Source organism: Mesorhizobium sp. WSM4807, assembly GCF_055811615.1.
The window spans coordinates 123,087-139,957 of sequence record NZ_JBVVQY010000013.1 but is presented as its reverse complement, the minus strand read 5'-3'; the positions used below and the strand labels follow the sequence as shown (position 1 = coordinate 139,957).

Genomic DNA, 16,871 nt, shown 5'->3' with positions numbered 1-16,871 from the left:
AAAGCCATGCGCCTGGAAAACAAAGTTGCCATCGTCACCGGTGCCGCGTCAGGCTTCGGCGAGGGTATCGCCAAGCGTTTTGCCGAGGAGGGCGCCAAGGTCGTTGTCGCCGACCTCAACGCCAAGGGCGCCGAACGCGTCGCCAACGAGATCGGCCGGGCGGCGATCTGGACCCAGACGGACGTCTCGACCCGTTCCGAGTTCGACGAGATGGTCTATGCCGCAAGGAGCGCCTTCGGCCGCATCGACATCATGGTCAACAATGCCGGCTACACCCATCGCAACGGCGATATGCTCGAGGTCGACGAGACGACCTTCGATCTGATCACGGCCGTCAACATGAAGGCGATCTACCACGCCGCTCTGGCGGTCGTGCCGGTCATGGATAGGCAAGGCGGCGGCGTTATCCTGACCACGGCCTCGACCGCCGGCATCAGGCCGCGGCCCGGCCTCACCTGGTACAATGCGTCGAAGGGCTGGGCGATCACCGCGACCAAATCCATGGCGGTGGAACTCGCGCCGAAGAACATCCGCGTCAACTGCCTCTGCCCGGTCGCCGGCGAGACCGGCATGCTGGAAAAATTCATGGGCGCCGACACGCCCGAAATCCGTGAGAAATTCCGCGCGTCTATCCCGCTTGGCCGACTTTCGACGCCGCTCGACATAGCCAACGCGGCACTCTGGCTGGCTTCGGACGAGGCGGCTTTCATCACCGGCGTGGCGCTGGAAGTCGACGGTGGACGTTGCATCTGAGCCGTCCGGCGCTGTCGGGTTCAAGTTTGACTTGATCGCTCTTCGCACCCCGGCGGCTGATTGCGGCAGCCAAATGAGCCGTGGGCAACGTCAAAGAATGGGCTGACCGGCCCCTAAAGCGCGTCGCCTTTGAATGGACTCATGCGACGCGTTTTAGGTTCTTGTTTTTATGCATGTCGTTGTCGCAAAACCGCTGCGCACCTTCAAGCCCGAGGGCTTTTGCGCGACATGCATTAGGCGCCGGTCTTGACGAAGCTCTTGTAGATCCAGCCGCGTTTGCCGTTGTAGACGATCTGACACCATTTCTTGCAGCCCATCACCTGAACCGAGGTCTTGGCGGGAATGGTGACGATGGCGGCCGCACTGTTCTTCGGACCGGTGCGCATGGTGACGCCCCTGAGGATGCGTCCGGTGTCTGCCGCGCTTGCTTGCTTGGCCTCGACTTTGGCCTGGGTGCCATCCTTCTGTGTCGCGGCCGGCAGCGGCTTCGGGGTGGGGATGGCGGCGGTTGGCGCACCGTCCGTCGCCGTCTTGTTGGGAGCAGCGACTTTGGCAAGCAATGCTGCCACTTTGGTTTTCGCTGCCGGATCGGCGAGTGCCGCCGCAGCGGGCGGCTTGTCTGCCGTTTTTTCAGCCTGGCCTGCCATCTGGCCGGGTGTGGTCTTCGGTCCCGATCCTGTCCAGCGAGGATCATTGGGCGCCAGCGCCGCTATCTCGGCCTTCGCTGCAACCACCGCCGGCGAAATCGCATCGGTCTTGCTCGCAGCCTGCTGCGCCGCGGCGACCCTCGCGGCCGCGGTCGGCACGATCCTTGTTGTTTTTACCGCAATGCTTGAAACGATCTGCTCGGGACTCGCGACCGCTTGTCTCTCGTCGGCCGGCAATGCCAGCCATAGCGCCACCGCTGCCACGCTAAGCAGCGCTGCTGTGCCAAACGCGGCGATGACCAGATGCAGGTTCGACCGGATTTGCCGCCAGAACCTGGGCTGCATGTCGTAGCCAAACTGCACCGCAAAGCGCCGTCGTTCCGGCGCGCCGAAACTGAAGGGCTCTCTCACTCTTACAGCCTCCATTTGCGGGCCGACGTTCTTGCGACCTATGCCGGGAAAACCGGCAATTGGTCGGCATCGGTCCCAAACCAACGCGGGCAGGCCCGCAAACTCCCCGTTCAACTGCCCTGAGCCCGCATCCTTTGCCGGCGATTGTGGCATCACTGCGCCCTTGCCGGGCGGATTCTGCACCTTTGCGAGAGATTCTGCAACTTGCAAGGGATTTTGCAACCTATGGTTAGATACGGTCTCTTAAGGCATACCAGTTGAGCGCAAGAAACAGCAAAGGCGCGCGGAAGCGCCGGCCGCCGGGAAAGGCCGGGATTTTCAGGTCCTCGATCAGCCTCAGCCGGTCCCGGTTGCCGGCAACGGTTTCGGCATAGAGCTTGCCGAAAAAGTTCGACAGCATGACGCCATGGCCAGAATAGCCGCCGATCGAGATCACATTGGGCATCACCTCGCGCACGAAGGGTTTTCTCGGCATCGTGATGCCGACATAGCCGCCCCAGCCATGGGTGATCTCGATGTCCTTCAGCGCTGGGTAAAGCTCGGCGATCTGCCGGCGGATGTGGACATGGATGTCTTTCGGATCGTTGACGGCATAGATCTCGCGTCCGCCGAACAGCAGCCGCCCATCCGTCGATTTGCGGAAGTAGCGCACGACGAAGCGGGAATCATCGACCGCCTCACCGCCCGGCAGCACGTTTGTGTCCGCCCCCAGCGGCACCGTCGCGCCGATGAAGGAGCCGATCGGCATGATGTGCGCGGCGCTGATCGGCTCGAGCGTGCCGCCATGAGCGTTGACGCCGATCAGACATTTCTCGGCTGATATCGTGCCCTTCGGCGTCGTAACTCTGACCTTGCCGCCAAGCGATGCGATGCCGGTCGCCGGCGTCTGCTCGAACAGCTGCGCGCCCGCCTGCGCCGCCACCTTTGCCGTGCCGATCACCAGCTTCAGCGGATGAATGTGCCCGGTGCCGGTGTCGCGGGTGCCGCCGAAGTAGCGCGTCGAGCCCAGCCGCTCCGCCGTCTCCTTGGCGTCCATGAAGGTGATGTGCGGGTAGCCGAAACGGTTCGCCATGATCTCGGCATGCGCCTTGTAATCGTCGACATAGCGCTGCTTGTGCGCCACCGACATCTGGCCGGGCATGTAGTCGATCTCGATCTTGTTGGCGGCGGCGAACTCGAGGAGATGCGCCTTGGCCTCTTCGGCGAGGTCGAACAGCGCCTTGGCACGGGAAAAGCCGTATTCCGCCTCCAGTTCCTCGGCCCAGGCGCGCTGGCCGGTGCCGAGTTGGCCGCCATTGCGGCCCGATGCGCCGTCGCCGAAACGATGCGCTTCGATCAGCACGACATTGCTGCCGGCCTTGGCGAGGTGTGCCGCCGCCGACAGGCCGGTAAAGCCGCCGCCGACGATGACGACGTCGCATCTGCGGTTGCCGTCGAGCGCCGGGTATTCGGGCCGCGGCCCGGCCGTGTCCTCATACCAGGAGCGGCCGGGCGAGATTGGGGATTGGTAGGGCATGATGACCGAGTAGGGGAGTAGGGCAGTAGGGGAGTAGGGCAGTAGGGCAGTAGGGCAGTAGGGCAGTAGGGCAGTAGGGCAGTAGGGCAGTAGGGCAGTAGAAGCTATTCAGGTGACAATTTGCGGATCAGAAGGCGCAATAACGTCCCTACGCTCTCGCTGCGGTTCATCAAAGGTTCGACCGCCTCGTGCGAGGCGATTCCGACACGGTGCGCAATCATAAGATGCGTCTCCAGTTCCTTGAGTGATCCTTGGGCGATCCTGAGAAATTGCTGATAGGAAGCTCGGCTCTCTCGGCCGTAACCCTCAGCGATGTTGGCAGGTACGGAGGTAGCTGCCCGACGCACCTGACCTGTCATTCCATAGAGCTCGTCTTTCGGCCAAGCTCGTGTCACTTCATAGATTGATACTGCCAGGTCCATTGCCTGCTGCCAGACGATCAGATCCCTGTAGGACTCGATCTTCGCCACTACGTGCCGCCCTCTACTGCCCTACTGCCGTACTCCCCTCCTACACATTCAACAACAGATACTCCCGCTCCCACGGACTGATCACTTCCATGAAGGTCTCGAATTCCGCCCGCTTGATCGCCGCATAGGTCGCGGCAAATGACTTGCCGAGCAGCGCGCAGAGTTCCTCGTCGGCTTCGAACAGGTCGACAGCTTCGAGCAGGCTTCGCGGCAGGTCGATCTCTGCCTCGTTGGCGGTGGTGAGAACCGGCGGTTCGGCCTTGATCTTGTTGGTCATGCCGATCAGCCCGCAGGCGAGCGATGCCGCCAGCGCCAGATAGGGATTGGCGTCGGATGAGGGGATGCGGTTCTCGACGCGCCTGGCTGCCGGGTCGGAACGCGGGACGCGGAAGGCGGTAGTGCGATTATCGTAGCCCCATTTGTTGTTGACCGGCGCCGAAGCCGACTGCGTCAGCCGGCGATAGGAATTGACGTAGGGCGCGAACATCACCAGCGCGTTCGGCACATGTTTTTGCATGCCGCCGAGGAAATGGAAGAAGGCTTCGGTTTCCGAGCCGTCCTCGGCGGAAAAGACGTTCTTGCCGGTCTTCTTGTCGATGATCGACTGGTGGATATGCATGGCCGACCCGGGCTGCCCCTGGATTGGCTTGGCCATGAAGGTGGCGTAGATCTCATGCTTCAGCGCCGCCTCGCGGATGGTGCGCTTGAACATGAACACCTGGTCGGCGAGTTCGATCGGATCGCCATGGCGCAGATTGATCTCGAGCTGGCCGGCGCCTTCCTCGTGGATCAGCGTATCGATCTCCAGGCCCTGGCTTTCGGAGAAATGATAGATGTCGTCGATCAGTTCGTCGAACTCGTTGACGCCGGCGATCGAGTAGCCGGCGCCACCGCCGATCGCCCGTCCCGAACGCCCGACCGGCGGCGTCAGCGGGTAGTCCGGATCTGGATTCTTGCGCACCAGGTAGAACTCGATCTCGGGCGCTACCACCGGCTTCAGCCCGCGCTTGTCGTAAGCGGCAAGCACACGCTTCAGCACGTTGCGCGGCGTGAACTCGACCGAGCGGCCGTCCTGGTGGACGAGGTCGCAGATGACCGCCGCCGTCGGGTCCTCTTCCCACGGCACCACGGTCAGTGTCGACAGGTCCGGCATCAGCTTGAGGTCGCCGTCGTCCTCCGGATAGTGGAACCCGTTGCCGTCTTCCGGGTAGCCGCCGGAGATCGTCGTCATGAACACCGCCGAAGGCAGCGCCAGCGAGGTGTTGGAGGTGAATTTCTTCGACGGCATCATCTTGCCGCGCGCAACACCCGCCTGGTCGGGCGTGATGCATTCGATATCCTCGATGCCGCGCCATGCCAGCCAGGCGCCGACTTCCTTCCAGTTTTTCACACCACGTTGGTTCTTCACGAAGGCAGGCGTGCGGATACGTCCTCCGCGGCTCGACGGACGGACTTCCTTTTTTGCAGGCGGCATCATTCACCAGATTGGGTTGCGGATTTGGGAGTATAGCCGGGGCCGGCGATGGAAGGGAAGGGGAGCGCGGTTGCGTTCGCGCGCCCAGTTGAAAACCGCCCCAGGCAGCTTAGGTTCGACGCAAGTTCAATGACCTCGTTTGAAGACATCGAATGCTGAACAATCATGAATTGACCACGATCGGCTTCGATGCCGACGACACGCTCTGGCAGAACGAGCAGTTCTTCCGCATGACCGAAAAGCGCTTTGCCGCGCTGCTCGCCGATCATGCCGAGGAGGAGCACATCTCGGCAAGATTGCTGGAGGCCGAGAAGCGCAACCTCGCCGTCTACGGCTTCGGCATCAAGGGCTTTACCCTGTCGATGATCGAAACGGCGATCGAGATTACCGAGGGCCGCGCGCCGGCCTCGGTCATCGCCGAGATTCTTGCGGCGGGCCGCGAGATGCTTGGCCATCCGATCGAGGCGCTGCCTCATGCGCGCGAAACCGTGGAAAAGCTGGCGGGCGCGTATCGCCTGGTGCTGATCACCAAGGGCGACCTGTTCGATCAGGAACGCAAGCTGGCGCAATCGGGCCTCGGCGACCTGTTCGATGCCGTCGAAATCGTCAGCGACAAGAGCCCCGCGACTTATGTCAGGATCTTCCGCCGCCACGGTGATGGCGCCGAAAAAAGCATGATGGTCGGCAATTCGCTCAAGTCGGACGTGGTGCCGGCCATCGAGGCCGGCAGTTGGGGTATCCACGTGCCGCATGAACTGACCTGGGTGCTGGAACATGTCGAGCCGCCGGTCACCGCGCCTCGCTTCCGCCAGATAGCCGATCTCTCGGAACTGCCCGGACTTGTCGAAAGCATCGGGAAAGCCGGCTGATCGCGTGTCTCGGCGTCGAACCGGCGTGCACCGCAGCTTATCGATGCCGGACATTGCGCGTCGCAATCCTTGTTGTCCGCTCCGCCAAGGGCCGCGCTGTAGCTGACCTCCATCGCGCGGCCGTGTACAATCCACGATGCAAAACCGCTTTCTACTTGCAAATCAGTCGCAATTGCAGAGTATGCGAAAAGCGCGCGTCGCAGTCGCATAATGGCGGCCACCGGCGGGACGTTAAAAATCGCGGCAGGAGAAATTGATGATTGAGAGATACGGGCGACGGGTTGTCATCGGGTTGATGGTTACGGTTTTCGCTGCGGCAGTGGCTTCTTGTCCAGCGAAAGCCCAGGAAAAGTTCAAGGCCGTGACGACTTTCACCGTCATCGCCGACATGGCGAAGAATGTGGCGGGCGACGCAGCAATCGTGGAATCGATCACCAAGCCGGGAGCGGAGATCCACAATTACGCGCCGACGCCGGGCGACATTCAGCGGGCGCAGGGCGCACAGCTCATTCTGTGGAACGGGCTCAACCTCGAACTCTGGTTCGAAAAATTCTTCCAGAACCTCAGCGACGTGCCCGGCGCGATCGTCTCCGAGGGCGTCCAACCGATGAGCATCGCCGAGGGGCCCTATACGGGCAAACCGAACCCGCATGCCTGGATGTCGCCGTCAAACGCGCTGATCTACGTCGACAACATCCGCGACGCCTTCGTCGAGCACGATCCGGCCCATGCCGAGACCTACAAGGCCAATGCAGAAGCCTACAAGGCAAAGATAGAGGCGGCCGTCGCGCCGATCCGTGATAAGCTTGCCTCGATCCCGCAGGACAGGCGCTGGCTGGTGTCGAGCGAAGGCGCCTTTTCCTACCTCGCACGCGATTTCGAGCTGAAGGAGCTTTATTTGTGGCCGATCAACGCTGACCAGCAAGGCACCCCGCAGCAGGTTCGCAAGGTGATCGACGCGGTCAGGGAAAACAAGATCGTTGCCGTCTTCAGCGAAAGCACCGTGTCGGACAAGCCGGCCCGGCAGGTCGCGCGCGAGACGGGGGTGCATTACGGCGGCGTGCTCTTCGTCGATTCTCTCAGCGAGGCGGACGGCCCGGTGCCGACCTATATCGACCTGCTGCGTGTGACATCCGATACGGTTCAGAAAGGCCTCGCCGCAGGGCTGTCGCAATGAACGAAGCCGTTCCGCCTCTTGCCCCCGCGTCCGAGGATGCGGGGGCCGGTCTCGCCATCCGCGACGCGACCGTCACCTACCGCACCGGCCAGACGGCGCTGCGGGATGCGAGCTTTGAAATACCGACAGGCACGATCACGGCACTTGTCGGTGTCAACGGCTCTGGCAAGTCGACGCTGTTCAAAGCCATCATGGGCTTCGTGCGGCTGGCAAAGGGAGAGATTTTTGTTCTCGGACAGCCGGCCGCGGCCGCGCTGAGAAAAAACGTCGTCGCCTATGTGCCGCAGGCCGAGGAGGTCGACTGGACCTTCCCGGTACTGGTCGAGGACGTCGTCATGATGGGTCGCTACGGCCATATGGGCATGATGCGCATTCCGAAGGCTGCCGATCGTGAGGCGGTTACGGCCGCGCTTGCGCGTGTCGGCATGAGCGATTTCCGCAAGCGCCAGATCGGCGAGCTTTCGGGCGGGCAGAAGAAGCGCGTCTTTCTCGCTCGGGCGCTGGCGCAGGACGGGCGCGTCATCTTGCTCGACGAGCCCTTCACCGGCGTCGACGTCAGGACCGAGGACGCTATCGTCGAACTGCTGCGCGCGCTCCGGGACGAAGGCCGAGTGATGCTGGTCTCGACGCATAATCTGGGTAGCGTGCCGGAGTTCTGCGACCGTGCCGTGCTGCTCCGGAACACGGTCCTTGCCTACGGGCCGACAGGCCAGACATTCACGCAGGCGAACCTGGAAAAGGCTTTCGGCGGCGTCTTGCGTCATTTCGTGCTGGGCGGTGCCGGACTGCATGAGGACGACGACAGGCGCCGCCTTGCCGTCATTACCGACGACGAGCGGCCGCTGGTCTTCTACGGAGAGAACGGAGCGATGCAGCAGAAGATGCGGGAACCGGACGAATGAGTGTCCTGCTCGAGCCGTTCGGCTACGAATATATGCTCAATGCCATGTGGGTGTCGGCCTTAGTCGGCGGTGTCTGCGCCTTCCTGTCCTGTTATCTGATGCTGAAAGGCTGGTCGCTGATCGGCGACGCGCTCTCGCATTCGATCGTGCCAGGCGTCGCCGGCGCCTATATGCTGGGCCTTCCCTTCTCGATCGGCGCCTTCTTCTCCGGCGGGCTCGCCGCTGCGGCGATGCTCTTCCTCAACCAGCGCACCAAGCTGAAGGAAGACGCCATCATCGGCCTGATCTTCTCCTCCTTCTTCGGCCTCGGCTTGTTCATGGTGTCGCTGTCACCGACCTCCGTGAATATCCAGACGATCGTGCTCGGCAACATCCTGGCCATTACCCCGGAAGACACGCTTCAGCTCGCCATCATAGGCTTCGTCTCGCTCGCCATCCTGCTGGTGAAATGGAAGGATCTGATGGTGGTCTTCTTCGACGAGAGCCATGCCCGCTCGATCGGCCTCAACCCCAGCGCGCTCAAGATCATGTTCTTCATGCTGCTATCGGCCTCCACGGTCGCCGCGCTTCAGACCGTCGGCGCTTTCCTTGTCATCTGCATGGTGGTGACTCCCGGCGCGACCGCCTATCTTCTGACGGACCGCTTTCCGCGCCTGCTCGTCATCGCGGTTGTCATCGGCGCGGTCACGAGTTTCACCGGCGCCTATGCCAGCTATTTTCTCGATGGCGCCACCGGCGGCATCATCGTCGTGTTGCAGACGCTGATCTTTCTCGCCGCCTTCTTCTTCGCTCCCAAGCATGGAATGCTAGCAGCCCGCCGCCGCGCGGCGAGCGCCTTGGAGGCCAGCCTATGAGCTTCCTCGATACGCTGCTTACCCCTTTTCAGTTCGGCTTCATGGTCAATGCCCTGATTGTTTCGGTTCTGGTCGCTGTGCCGACGGCGCTGCTCTCCTGTTTCCTCGTTCTCAAGGGCTGGTCGCTGATGGGCGACGCGATCAGCCACGCCGTCTTTCCCGGCGTGGTCATCGCCTACATCGTTGGATTTCCCTATTCGGTCGGCGCCTTCGCCGCCGGGATGGTCTGCGCTCTCGCCACCGGCTTCCTCAAGGACAACAGCCGCATCAAGCAGGACACGGTAATGGGCATCGTCTTCTCCGGCATGTTCGGCCTCGGCCTGGTGCTCTATGTAAAGATCCAGTCCGACGTGCATCTCGACCACATATTGTTCGGCGATGTGCTGGGCATCGGCCTGCGCGACATCGTCGAAACGGGGCTCATTGCTGCGATTACGGCCGGCATCATCGGGATCAAGTGGCGCGACTTCCTGCTGCACGCCTTCGACCCGGCTCAGGCTCGCGCGGTTGGTCTTCGGGTCAACTTGCTCCACTACGGCCTGCTTTGCCTGATCTCGCTCACCATCGTCGGCGCGCTGAAGGCGGTCGGCATCATCATGGCCATCGCGATGCTGATCGCGCCTGGCGCCATCGCCTTCCTGCTGACAAGGAAGTTCAGCACCATGCTGATCCTGTCGGTGACGATCGCGGTCGCCGCGTCGTTTCTCGGCGTCTATCTGTCCTTCTTCATCGACAGCGCACCGGCGCCGACCATCGTTCTCATGCTGTCCGCCGCCTTCATCGCGGCCTTCGCCGTTACCACACTCAAAGTGAGCCCAATGGAGATTGCCGAGGAAAGGTAGAAACGGGCGGTCATTCTCCGGATTTACGAGAGCGTCGCGTTTTCTGGATCGGCTTCACGTAGATCTCCAATCTGTGGCTGATGATCGTGAATCCGTGCCGTCGAGCGATTTCCTCTTGGAGCCGCTCGATCTCCGCCGACTGGAATTCGACGACGTCTCCCGTCTCGATGTTGATGAGATGATCGTGATGCTCACGGGGGACGGTTTCGTATCTGGCGCGCCGATCGCCAAAGGTGTGCCGCTCCAGAATGCCCTTTTCGCGCAGAAGGCTGACGGTGCGATAGACAGTGGCGAGCGCGATCGTCGGCTCGATGGCGACAACACGGCGATGGAGTTCCACCACATCCGGATGGTCGCTGGATTCGGATATAACACGCATGATGACGCGGCGCGGACCGGTGATGCGCAGTCCGAGTTTCCTGCAAAGCGCGGCGATGGTCTGTTCTGAGGACATGTCATGATCCGCCAATATCGACAGCCATGTCGCGAAGTCGGAACATGCCTGCGGATTTGTTCGAAGCTGCTACCCCAGATGCGTCGCAATTGCAAAAGGACATCGGACTGGGTTCGCTGTCAGGCGGTCACCTACTGACATAGAGATATCCAGATCCGATCGCAAGAAGCAAGGAAGGGCGTGTGAGCCGGATCGGATGCTGGCTAGTTACGTCCGAGCCCGATCAGGTGGTCGATCACCGGCTGCAGCCGTTCGGTCGTGATCGGTTTGACGACCACCGCATCGATGACGCTCGACAGGCCAAGGCTCTCCGGTGTGCCGTTCTTGGTCGAAAGCAGGATCACCGAGGGAAGCGGCCTGCCCGAGGCGCGTCGCAGCGCATCGATACCGGACATCAGCGCGTCGCAGTCCTTGTTGTCCGCTCCGCCATCGAGGACGACAGCTCCGGGAATGAGCGATCGCAACGTCGTTGCTGCCGTTTCGGGCGATTCCGAGATCGGTTTGAGCCCGGATCGTTCGACGATTTTCGAAACCACCACCCGGTTGACCGGCGACTTCCCGACGACGAGCACGCGGGTGAAGTCCGTGAGCATCTCGGGGTCCACATTCCGGCTCCCCCAAGTCAGGTGGCTTACGGTTCTGGGGTCGCGGTTCATGGGGCGCATGAGCGTGGGGGCACTCGTCTGGTTTCAATGCAGGGTTGAAACTTTAGAAACAATTGCAGTGAGATCGCTGCCTGTGTCAAGCTGAAATGGCGGATATCCAGAATATCGCAAGAAACGTTAAAATTTAAAGCGAGTTCTGTTCTTGCCCCTATGCAAACTGGTCCTGCAGACGCAGATCACCTGCGCAGAGACTGCGCAGGTGATGCTGGATCCACCGACAGGCTTCGGTCGGATTTCGGTCAGCCGAGGCTCCGCTGGGTGACGATCACCGGGATCAGCAGGTCGCCCCAGTTGCCGTCGCCGCCATGGTGCCGTGCCGAGCGCACCAGCTCCACCGACACACCGGCCTCGACCGCCTTCATCACCGACTGGTTGAGCCTGTGCAGGTCATTCGCCAGCATGCGGATGGTCGCTTGCTGGTCGACGGTCATGGTGGTGGCCTGTTCTTCGGCCCGTTCCTTGACGCGGCTTATCGATGCCATTGGTCTTCTCCTTCATACCCCTTTGGGGCGTTCCTCTATTTTGTTGCGTTGCTGGCTATTCTGCCGCCGGTTTGAACTGGGCGTGCTCGGTCGATTCATGCATCGCCGTGGTCGAAGACCGGCCACCGGTGATCGCCATCGACACGGCGTCGAAATAGCCGGTGCCGACTTCGCGCTGGTGCTTGGTCGCGGTGTAGCCGTGGGCTTCCGCCGCGAATTCAGCCTCCTGCAGCTCGGAATAAGCCGCCATTTGCCGCGCCTTGTAGCCGCGGGCGAGTTCGAACATGCCGAAATTGAGCTGGTGAAAACCGGCCAGCGTGATGAACTGGAACTTGTAGCCCATGGCGCCGAGTTCCTTCTGGAACCTGGCGATCGTGGCGTCGTCGAGGTTCTTCTTCCAGTTGAACGACGGCGAGCAATTATAGGCGAGAAGCTTGCCGGGATGGTGCCTGTGCACGCCCTCGGCGAACTTCTTGGCCTGCGCCAGATCGGGCTTGGAGGTTTCGCACCAGATCAGGTCGGCGTAGGGCGCGTAGGCGACGGCCCGCGCGATGCAAGGCTCGATGCCGTTTCTGACGTGATAGAAGCCCTCCACCGTGCGGCCGGCGCCATAGTCGACGAAGGGCTGGTCGCGCTCGTCGATGTCGGAGGTGAGCAGCTTTGCCGCTTCCGCGTCGGTGCGTGCGACGACCAGCGTCGGCGTGCCCATGACGTCGGCGGCAAGTCGCGCGGCGTTGAGGTTGCGGATGTGTGCGGCGGTCGGGATCAGCACCTTGCCGCCGAGATGGCCGCATTTCTTCTCCGACGCCAGCTGGTCCTCGTAGTGGACGCCGGCGGCACCCGCCTCGATGAAGGCCTTCATGATCTCGAAGGCATTGAGCGGTCCGCCGAAGCCGGCTTCCGCATCGGCGACAACAGGCGCGAACCAGGTGTCGACCGAAAGTCCCTTGCCTTCGGAGGTCTCGATCTGGTCGGCGCGCTGCAGGGTGCGGTTGATGCGCTTGACCAGTTCGGGCGCCGCATTGGCGGGATAAAGCGATTGGTCCGGATACATGGCGGATGCGGTGTTGGCGTCGGCGGCGACCTGCCATCCAGACAGGTAGATCGCCTTCAGCCCGGCCCGGACCTGCTGCATCGCCTGATTGCCCGACATGGCGCCGAGCGCGTTGACGAAGTCCTCTTCGTGGATGAGCTGCCAGAGCCGGTTGGCGCCCATTTCGGCGAGGCTCTGCCGGATCTGGACCGAACCGCGCAGCCGCTTCACGTCGTCCGGCGAGTAGGGCCGCTCGATGCCGTCGAAGCGGCCTTCCGGCGCCGAGGGGACGAGGTTGTAAAAATCGGTCATTGGTCACTCCGAATAAATCGCTGCTGGGATGGAAACGCCGCCTCATGGAGATTTCTGCGTCGTTTTGGTGTGACAGCATTTACATTCTGGCGCGAAGCAGGCGAGAAAAACCAGCGGATTGGCTGGAAAATAAGAGAAAACCTGTGTTGCGTTTGACAGCTAGACGCAGTAAATTTGTCACGATTGTAAAAAAGCCGGCATGGCATCGCCGTGCAGAGTCATGTAAATTTCTGTCAAGGACAGTCGAGTGGCCGATCAGAAGATCTTCGCCGGGCCGCGCATCCGCCGCATCCGCAGCGCCAAGGGCCTGACCCAGACCGCGATGGCCGAAGGGCTCCGCATCTCGCCGTCCTACCTCAATCTCATCGAGCGCAACCAGCGGCCGCTGACGGTTCAGCTGATCCTCAAGCTGGCATCCGTCTACAAGGTCGACCCGCATGAATTGCAGGGCGAGGCTCGGGGGTCGGTCGCTGCCTTGAAGGAAGTATTTTCAGACCCGCTGCTGGTCGGCGAATTGCCTGGTGACCAGGAACTGATCGAGCTTGCAGAGGCGGCGCCCAACGCTTCCGCCGCGGTGATAAAACTGTTTCGCGCCTATCGCGAGCAGGCCGAGCGCCTTTCCGACCTCAACGAGCTTCTCGCGCGTGAGGGCAAAGCGACGGCACTCTCCGGCGCCCGCTTGCCGATCGACGAGGTGCACGAGATTTTCGAGCGCCGGCCGAACCATTTTGCCGCGCTCGAAGAGGAGGCCGAGGCATTCACGTCGGTTCTCGATCCCGGCGACGATCTGTTCGGTGCGTTGAAGGCCTGGCTGAAGCGCGAATACGCCATCGTCGTCAAGGTGCTGCCGGTCGCCACCATGCCGAACTGGCGCCGCCGCTACGACCGCCACTCGCAACGCCTGTTTCTGTCCGAGCGCCTGTCGCCGTTCGATCAGTTGCGCGAGGTGGCGATGGAGGCCTGCCTGATCCGCATGACGGTCGCGGTGGCAAGCGAGATCCAGGCGCTGAAGCTGACCACGGATGAAGCCCGCCGGCTTGCCCGCTTCGAGCTTGGCCGCTACGCCGCCCACGCGCTGATGATGCCCTATCAATCCTTTCACGCAGCCGCGGTACGCGCGCGTTACGACATCGACGTGCTGCGCTCGCGCTTCGGCGTCTCCTTCGAGCAGGCGGCGAACCGCCTGACCATGCTGCAGCGGCCGGGCACGCCGGGCGTGCCGTTCTTCATGCTCGAGGTCGATAATGCCGGCAACCGCTTCCGCAAGGCGGGCAGCCAGGGTTTTCCGCAAAGCCGCTTCGGCGGCGGCTGTCCGAAGCTTCCCGTGCATGCCGCCTTTACCCAGCCCGGCCAGATCTTCGTAGAGGCGGTGGAAATGCCCGATGGCGCCGAGTTCCTCTGCGTCGCCCGCACGCTCGAAGGACCGCAAGGCTCGTTTTCGGAGCGACCGCGCCGTACCGCCCTTCTGTTGGGCTGCGATATCGGCTTTCGTGACGAGATCGTCTACGGCGCGGCACTGCCGGGGGCAGCCGCCGCCGCGACCGGAAAAGCCGGACAGGGCGCCAATCCGGCCACGCCGATTGGCCCGGCCTGCCGGCTGTGTGAACGCATCGGCTGCCTCGCCCGCGCCGAGCCGCCGGTGACGCGCCCGCTCGGCCTTGACGAGATGGTGACCGGACTAAGCGCGTTCGATTTCCAGTGACGGGCACAGCGTTTCCATCAAATTGCGCTCGGCGCATTGTTCTATCGCCCACCGCTGCCTATCAGAACGTCCATCTCAATCGTCAGCGGCTCTCCAACGCTCGGCGAAGCCAGCCCGCGCCAGACTTCCTCACGCACTGTGACCTGCATGTCTGGAGGAAGCTGGACATACTCCTGACCGCTCAATGTTGCTCCTTTGGTGATTCCGCTGAAATAATCGTCGAAAGATGAGAATTTGATGGGCCGAGTTTCAAGCTGGACATAGACCTCTTGAAACCCGGCGCGGTGGAGCAAGGAATGCAAGCATGTCGCGTCAGGGATGGAGAAGAAGCGATTTAGCTTTTCGGCTTTTTCAGGTGCGCAACGGGCGATTACCGCGCCTATTCTGGCGAACAGCGAGCGCTCCGGCGTCGTCGTCACGCTAACTGCAGTCCAGCCGTTGGGGCGCAGAACCCGACGAAACTCAGAAAGCGCTCCAAGCGGGTCTGAGAAGAACATGAGCCCAAGCTGACAGATCACCGCATCGAACCGACAATCCTCGTAAGGGAGCGCGTGAGCGTCAAACCTTGCGAGGATGATTGGCTGGTTCTTCAAATTGCGTTTGGCAGATTCGAGCATGGCCGGCGAGATATCGCCGGCAGTGACAGAGCCGGATGGGCCTACCACGATCGCTGCAGCTTGCGCTGCTGCTCCTGTACCCGTTGCGACGTCGAGCACCCGATGGGCAGGCGCAATTTGCGCTGCCTTCAGCAAGGATGGGATGAACGAGTTCGTTGCGCGGGCGAACAGCTCGTCATAGCCAATCGCAGCCGTCTTGTAGAATGGCTCATCCATGGGTCGCCCTATACATGTTATTTACGTCGGTCACGGGGCTTCTCTTGTCACGCAGTAGCCGTCCAGCCTCGCATCGTAAACTATCCCTGCCAGCTCCGCACGACCGTCTTGCCTCGTCCCTGCGCTAGTCAGTGCGCCAAACGGAATACGGCGCTGGATCACGCCCGACCTTCGTCTTTGCGTTACGCGATTAATGCACGTTTCTGTCGTCCGCTATGCATCGTGCTGCCCCGAAATCGCCGACAGTCGCACTCATGACCGATTCATCATCAGCGATAGCCGTCTCCCCTGCTGTCTCGCCGCGTGACGAGCGTGTCGGGCTCCTGTTGATATTCCTGTCGGCGCTGATGTGGAGTTTCGGCGGCGCCATCGCCCGTTTCATCGACGCCGGGGACAGCTGGACGGTGGTGTTCTGGCGCTCGGTCTGGGCCGCCGCCTTCCTCATCTGCTTCATGATCTGGCGCGACGGCTGGCACGGCACGGTAAGGTTGTTCCGCGGCATGGGCCTGCCCGGCCTTGCCGTGGCGTTCTGCTTCGCCACCGCATCGACCTCGTTCGTCGTGGCGCTTGCCTACACCACCGTCGCCAATATCCTTTTGATGCAGGCAGGCGTGCCGCTCCTGGCGGCGCTGTTTGCCTGGGTGCTGTTTCGCGAACGGGTAGCCGTGGCGACCTGGGTGGCGATTGCAGCCGTCATTGCCGGCGTTGCCATCATGGTATCGGAGTCGCTTGATGGCGCCGTGTCGCCTATCGGCGACGGCTTGGCGCTGCTCATCGCTGTGATGTTTTCGATCGCCACCGTCATCACGCGACGCTTTGCCCATGTGCGCATGACGCCGGCGACCTGCCTCGGCACGATGCTTGCCGCCGCATTCGCCGCGTCGCAGGCGTCGCAATTCGGCGTTTCCAGCAGCGACATGGGCTTCCTGTTTGCATTCGGCGTGGTCAATCTGGGTCTCGGCCTTGCCTTCTTCGCCACCGGCGCCCGGCTCGTTCCAGCAGCGATCGCAGCACTGCTCGGCACTTTCGAGCCGATCCTCGGCCCGATCTGGGTCTGGCTCATCCATTCCGAGGTGCCGTCGGGACGCACCATCCTTGGCGGCGCGGTGGTGGTCACGGCGCTGCTCGTCCATATCGGGCTCGAATTCAAGCGTCAGGCGCGGCCGGTGCGGCCGGGTGTCACCGGCATGCCGTCGCCTAATTGATTGCAGCGCACGCGCCAAAGCGAGATGAGCCATTGACAATGGCGCAGCCGCGCGGGCAGGCTGCAAATACGGCAACAACAAGACAGGCTCATCTTGCCAAGTCTCCCCTCCGGCCCGACCGAGACCGGACAACATCGTCGTATCCCTGCCCGCGCCGTGGCGAGAGCCTTTGACGGCGCCGGAATGCCACCTGGATCACGACATGGGAACGGGGGACTCGGCCGCTGCACATCGAACCACCAGGGTGTCGGCGGTTCGCGCTTGTCGCTT

At 62.2% G+C, this 16,871-nt stretch carries 17 protein-coding genes; 8 read left to right on the top strand and 9 right to left on the bottom strand.

Translation table 11 applies throughout. The features are described 5' to 3' along the window. Window positions 1-6: 6 nt before the first annotated feature. A complete protein-coding gene (locus tag AC0L3N_RS18695; protein ID WP_123147424.1) occupies window positions 7-753 on the top strand; it encodes an SDR family oxidoreductase in 747 nt (248 codons plus the stop codon). 233 nt (window positions 754-986) lie between these two features. Here the strand turns inward: AC0L3N_RS18695 and AC0L3N_RS18690 are convergent, their stop codons facing one another. From AC0L3N_RS18690 to AC0L3N_RS18675, 4 genes are all read right to left on the bottom strand, one after another. Continuing rightward, window positions 987-1,811 carry an SH3 domain-containing protein gene (locus AC0L3N_RS18690; RefSeq protein WP_165848438.1) on the bottom strand — a complete coding sequence of 275 codons (825 nt, stop codon included), beginning with the start codon at window positions 1,809-1,811 and terminating at the stop codon, window positions 987-989. A 229-nt stretch (window positions 1,812-2,040) separates the two neighbouring features. Beyond that, the gene (locus tag AC0L3N_RS18685) at window positions 2,041-3,327 is read right to left on the bottom strand and encodes an NAD(P)/FAD-dependent oxidoreductase (RefSeq protein WP_473548979.1); all 1,287 of its coding nucleotides are present in this window, start codon (window positions 3,325-3,327) and stop codon (window positions 2,041-2,043) included. A gap of 104 nt (window positions 3,328-3,431) precedes the next feature. Next, window positions 3,432-3,797, bottom strand: coding sequence for a four helix bundle protein (locus AC0L3N_RS18680; protein ID WP_123146692.1), 366 nt, complete (start codon window positions 3,795-3,797; stop codon window positions 3,432-3,434). A gap of 40 nt (window positions 3,798-3,837) precedes the next feature. Then, complete coding sequence (locus AC0L3N_RS18675) at window positions 3,838-5,274, bottom strand: glutamine synthetase family protein (protein WP_165848439.1); 1,437 nt, start codon at window positions 5,272-5,274, stop codon at window positions 3,838-3,840. Between the two features lie 149 nt (window positions 5,275-5,423). Between AC0L3N_RS18675 and AC0L3N_RS18670 the strand changes: the two genes are divergently transcribed. From AC0L3N_RS18670 to AC0L3N_RS18650, 5 genes are all read left to right on the top strand, one after another. Further along, window positions 5,424-6,140, top strand: a complete 717-nt coding sequence (locus tag AC0L3N_RS18670; RefSeq protein ID WP_123146693.1) for an HAD family hydrolase — start codon at window positions 5,424-5,426, stop codon at window positions 6,138-6,140. Window positions 6,141-6,435: 295 nt separating this feature from the next. Next, window positions 6,436-7,317 carry a metal ABC transporter substrate-binding protein gene (locus AC0L3N_RS18665; RefSeq protein ID WP_473549017.1) on the top strand — a complete coding sequence of 294 codons (882 nt, stop codon included), beginning with the start codon at window positions 6,436-6,438 and terminating at the stop codon, window positions 7,315-7,317. Continuing rightward, a complete protein-coding gene (locus tag AC0L3N_RS18660; protein ID WP_123146695.1) occupies window positions 7,314-8,219 on the top strand; it encodes a manganese/iron ABC transporter ATP-binding protein in 906 nt (301 codons plus the stop codon). The genes AC0L3N_RS18665 and AC0L3N_RS18660 overlap by 4 nt, the downstream gene beginning before the upstream one ends. Further along, window positions 8,216-9,073 (top strand): iron/manganese ABC transporter permease subunit SitC, encoded by an 858-nt coding sequence (gene sitC, locus AC0L3N_RS18655; RefSeq protein WP_123146696.1) that lies wholly within the window; start codon window positions 8,216-8,218, stop codon window positions 9,071-9,073. The genes AC0L3N_RS18660 and sitC overlap by 4 nt, the downstream gene beginning before the upstream one ends. Further along, complete coding sequence (locus AC0L3N_RS18650; protein WP_473548978.1) at window positions 9,070-9,915, top strand: metal ABC transporter permease; 846 nt, start codon at window positions 9,070-9,072, stop codon at window positions 9,913-9,915. Before sitC ends, AC0L3N_RS18650 begins: the two co-directional genes overlap by 4 nt. Before the next feature lie 10 nt (window positions 9,916-9,925). Here the strand turns inward: AC0L3N_RS18650 and AC0L3N_RS18645 are convergent, their stop codons facing one another. From AC0L3N_RS18645 to aceA, 4 genes are all read right to left on the bottom strand, one after another. Then, window positions 9,926-10,369 (bottom strand): Fur family transcriptional regulator, encoded by a 444-nt coding sequence (locus AC0L3N_RS18645; RefSeq protein WP_473487201.1) that lies wholly within the window; start codon window positions 10,367-10,369, stop codon window positions 9,926-9,928. Window positions 10,370-10,572: 203 nt separating this feature from the next. Continuing rightward, a complete protein-coding gene (locus tag AC0L3N_RS18640) occupies window positions 10,573-10,962 on the bottom strand; it encodes a response regulator (RefSeq protein WP_244602699.1) in 390 nt (129 codons plus the stop codon). A gap of 311 nt (window positions 10,963-11,273) precedes the next feature. Continuing rightward, window positions 11,274-11,516 carry an SMc00767 family acetate metabolism repressor gene (locus AC0L3N_RS18635; protein WP_077379645.1) on the bottom strand — a complete coding sequence of 81 codons (243 nt, stop codon included), beginning with the start codon at window positions 11,514-11,516 and terminating at the stop codon, window positions 11,274-11,276. Between the two features lie 55 nt (window positions 11,517-11,571). After that, the gene (gene aceA / locus AC0L3N_RS18630; protein ID WP_123146699.1) at window positions 11,572-12,861 is read right to left on the bottom strand and encodes an isocitrate lyase; all 1,290 of its coding nucleotides are present in this window, start codon (window positions 12,859-12,861) and stop codon (window positions 11,572-11,574) included. Between the two features lie 247 nt (window positions 12,862-13,108). On the opposite strand from aceA, the gene AC0L3N_RS18625 reads away from it, so the two are divergent. Continuing rightward, a complete protein-coding gene (locus AC0L3N_RS18625) occupies window positions 13,109-14,563 on the top strand; it encodes a helix-turn-helix domain-containing protein (RefSeq protein WP_473528118.1) in 1,455 nt (484 codons plus the stop codon). Between the two features lie 41 nt (window positions 14,564-14,604). Here the strand turns inward: AC0L3N_RS18625 and AC0L3N_RS18620 are convergent, their stop codons facing one another. Then, window positions 14,605-15,396, bottom strand: a complete 792-nt coding sequence (locus AC0L3N_RS18620; protein WP_473528117.1) for a class I SAM-dependent methyltransferase — start codon at window positions 15,394-15,396, stop codon at window positions 14,605-14,607. A gap of 254 nt (window positions 15,397-15,650) precedes the next feature. Here AC0L3N_RS18620 and AC0L3N_RS18615 point away from each other — a divergent pair, with 254 nt between their 5' ends. Further along, window positions 15,651-16,601, top strand: coding sequence for a DMT family transporter (locus AC0L3N_RS18615; RefSeq protein ID WP_473528116.1), 951 nt, complete (start codon window positions 15,651-15,653; stop codon window positions 16,599-16,601). The last annotated feature ends 270 nt before the right edge of the window (window positions 16,602-16,871 follow it).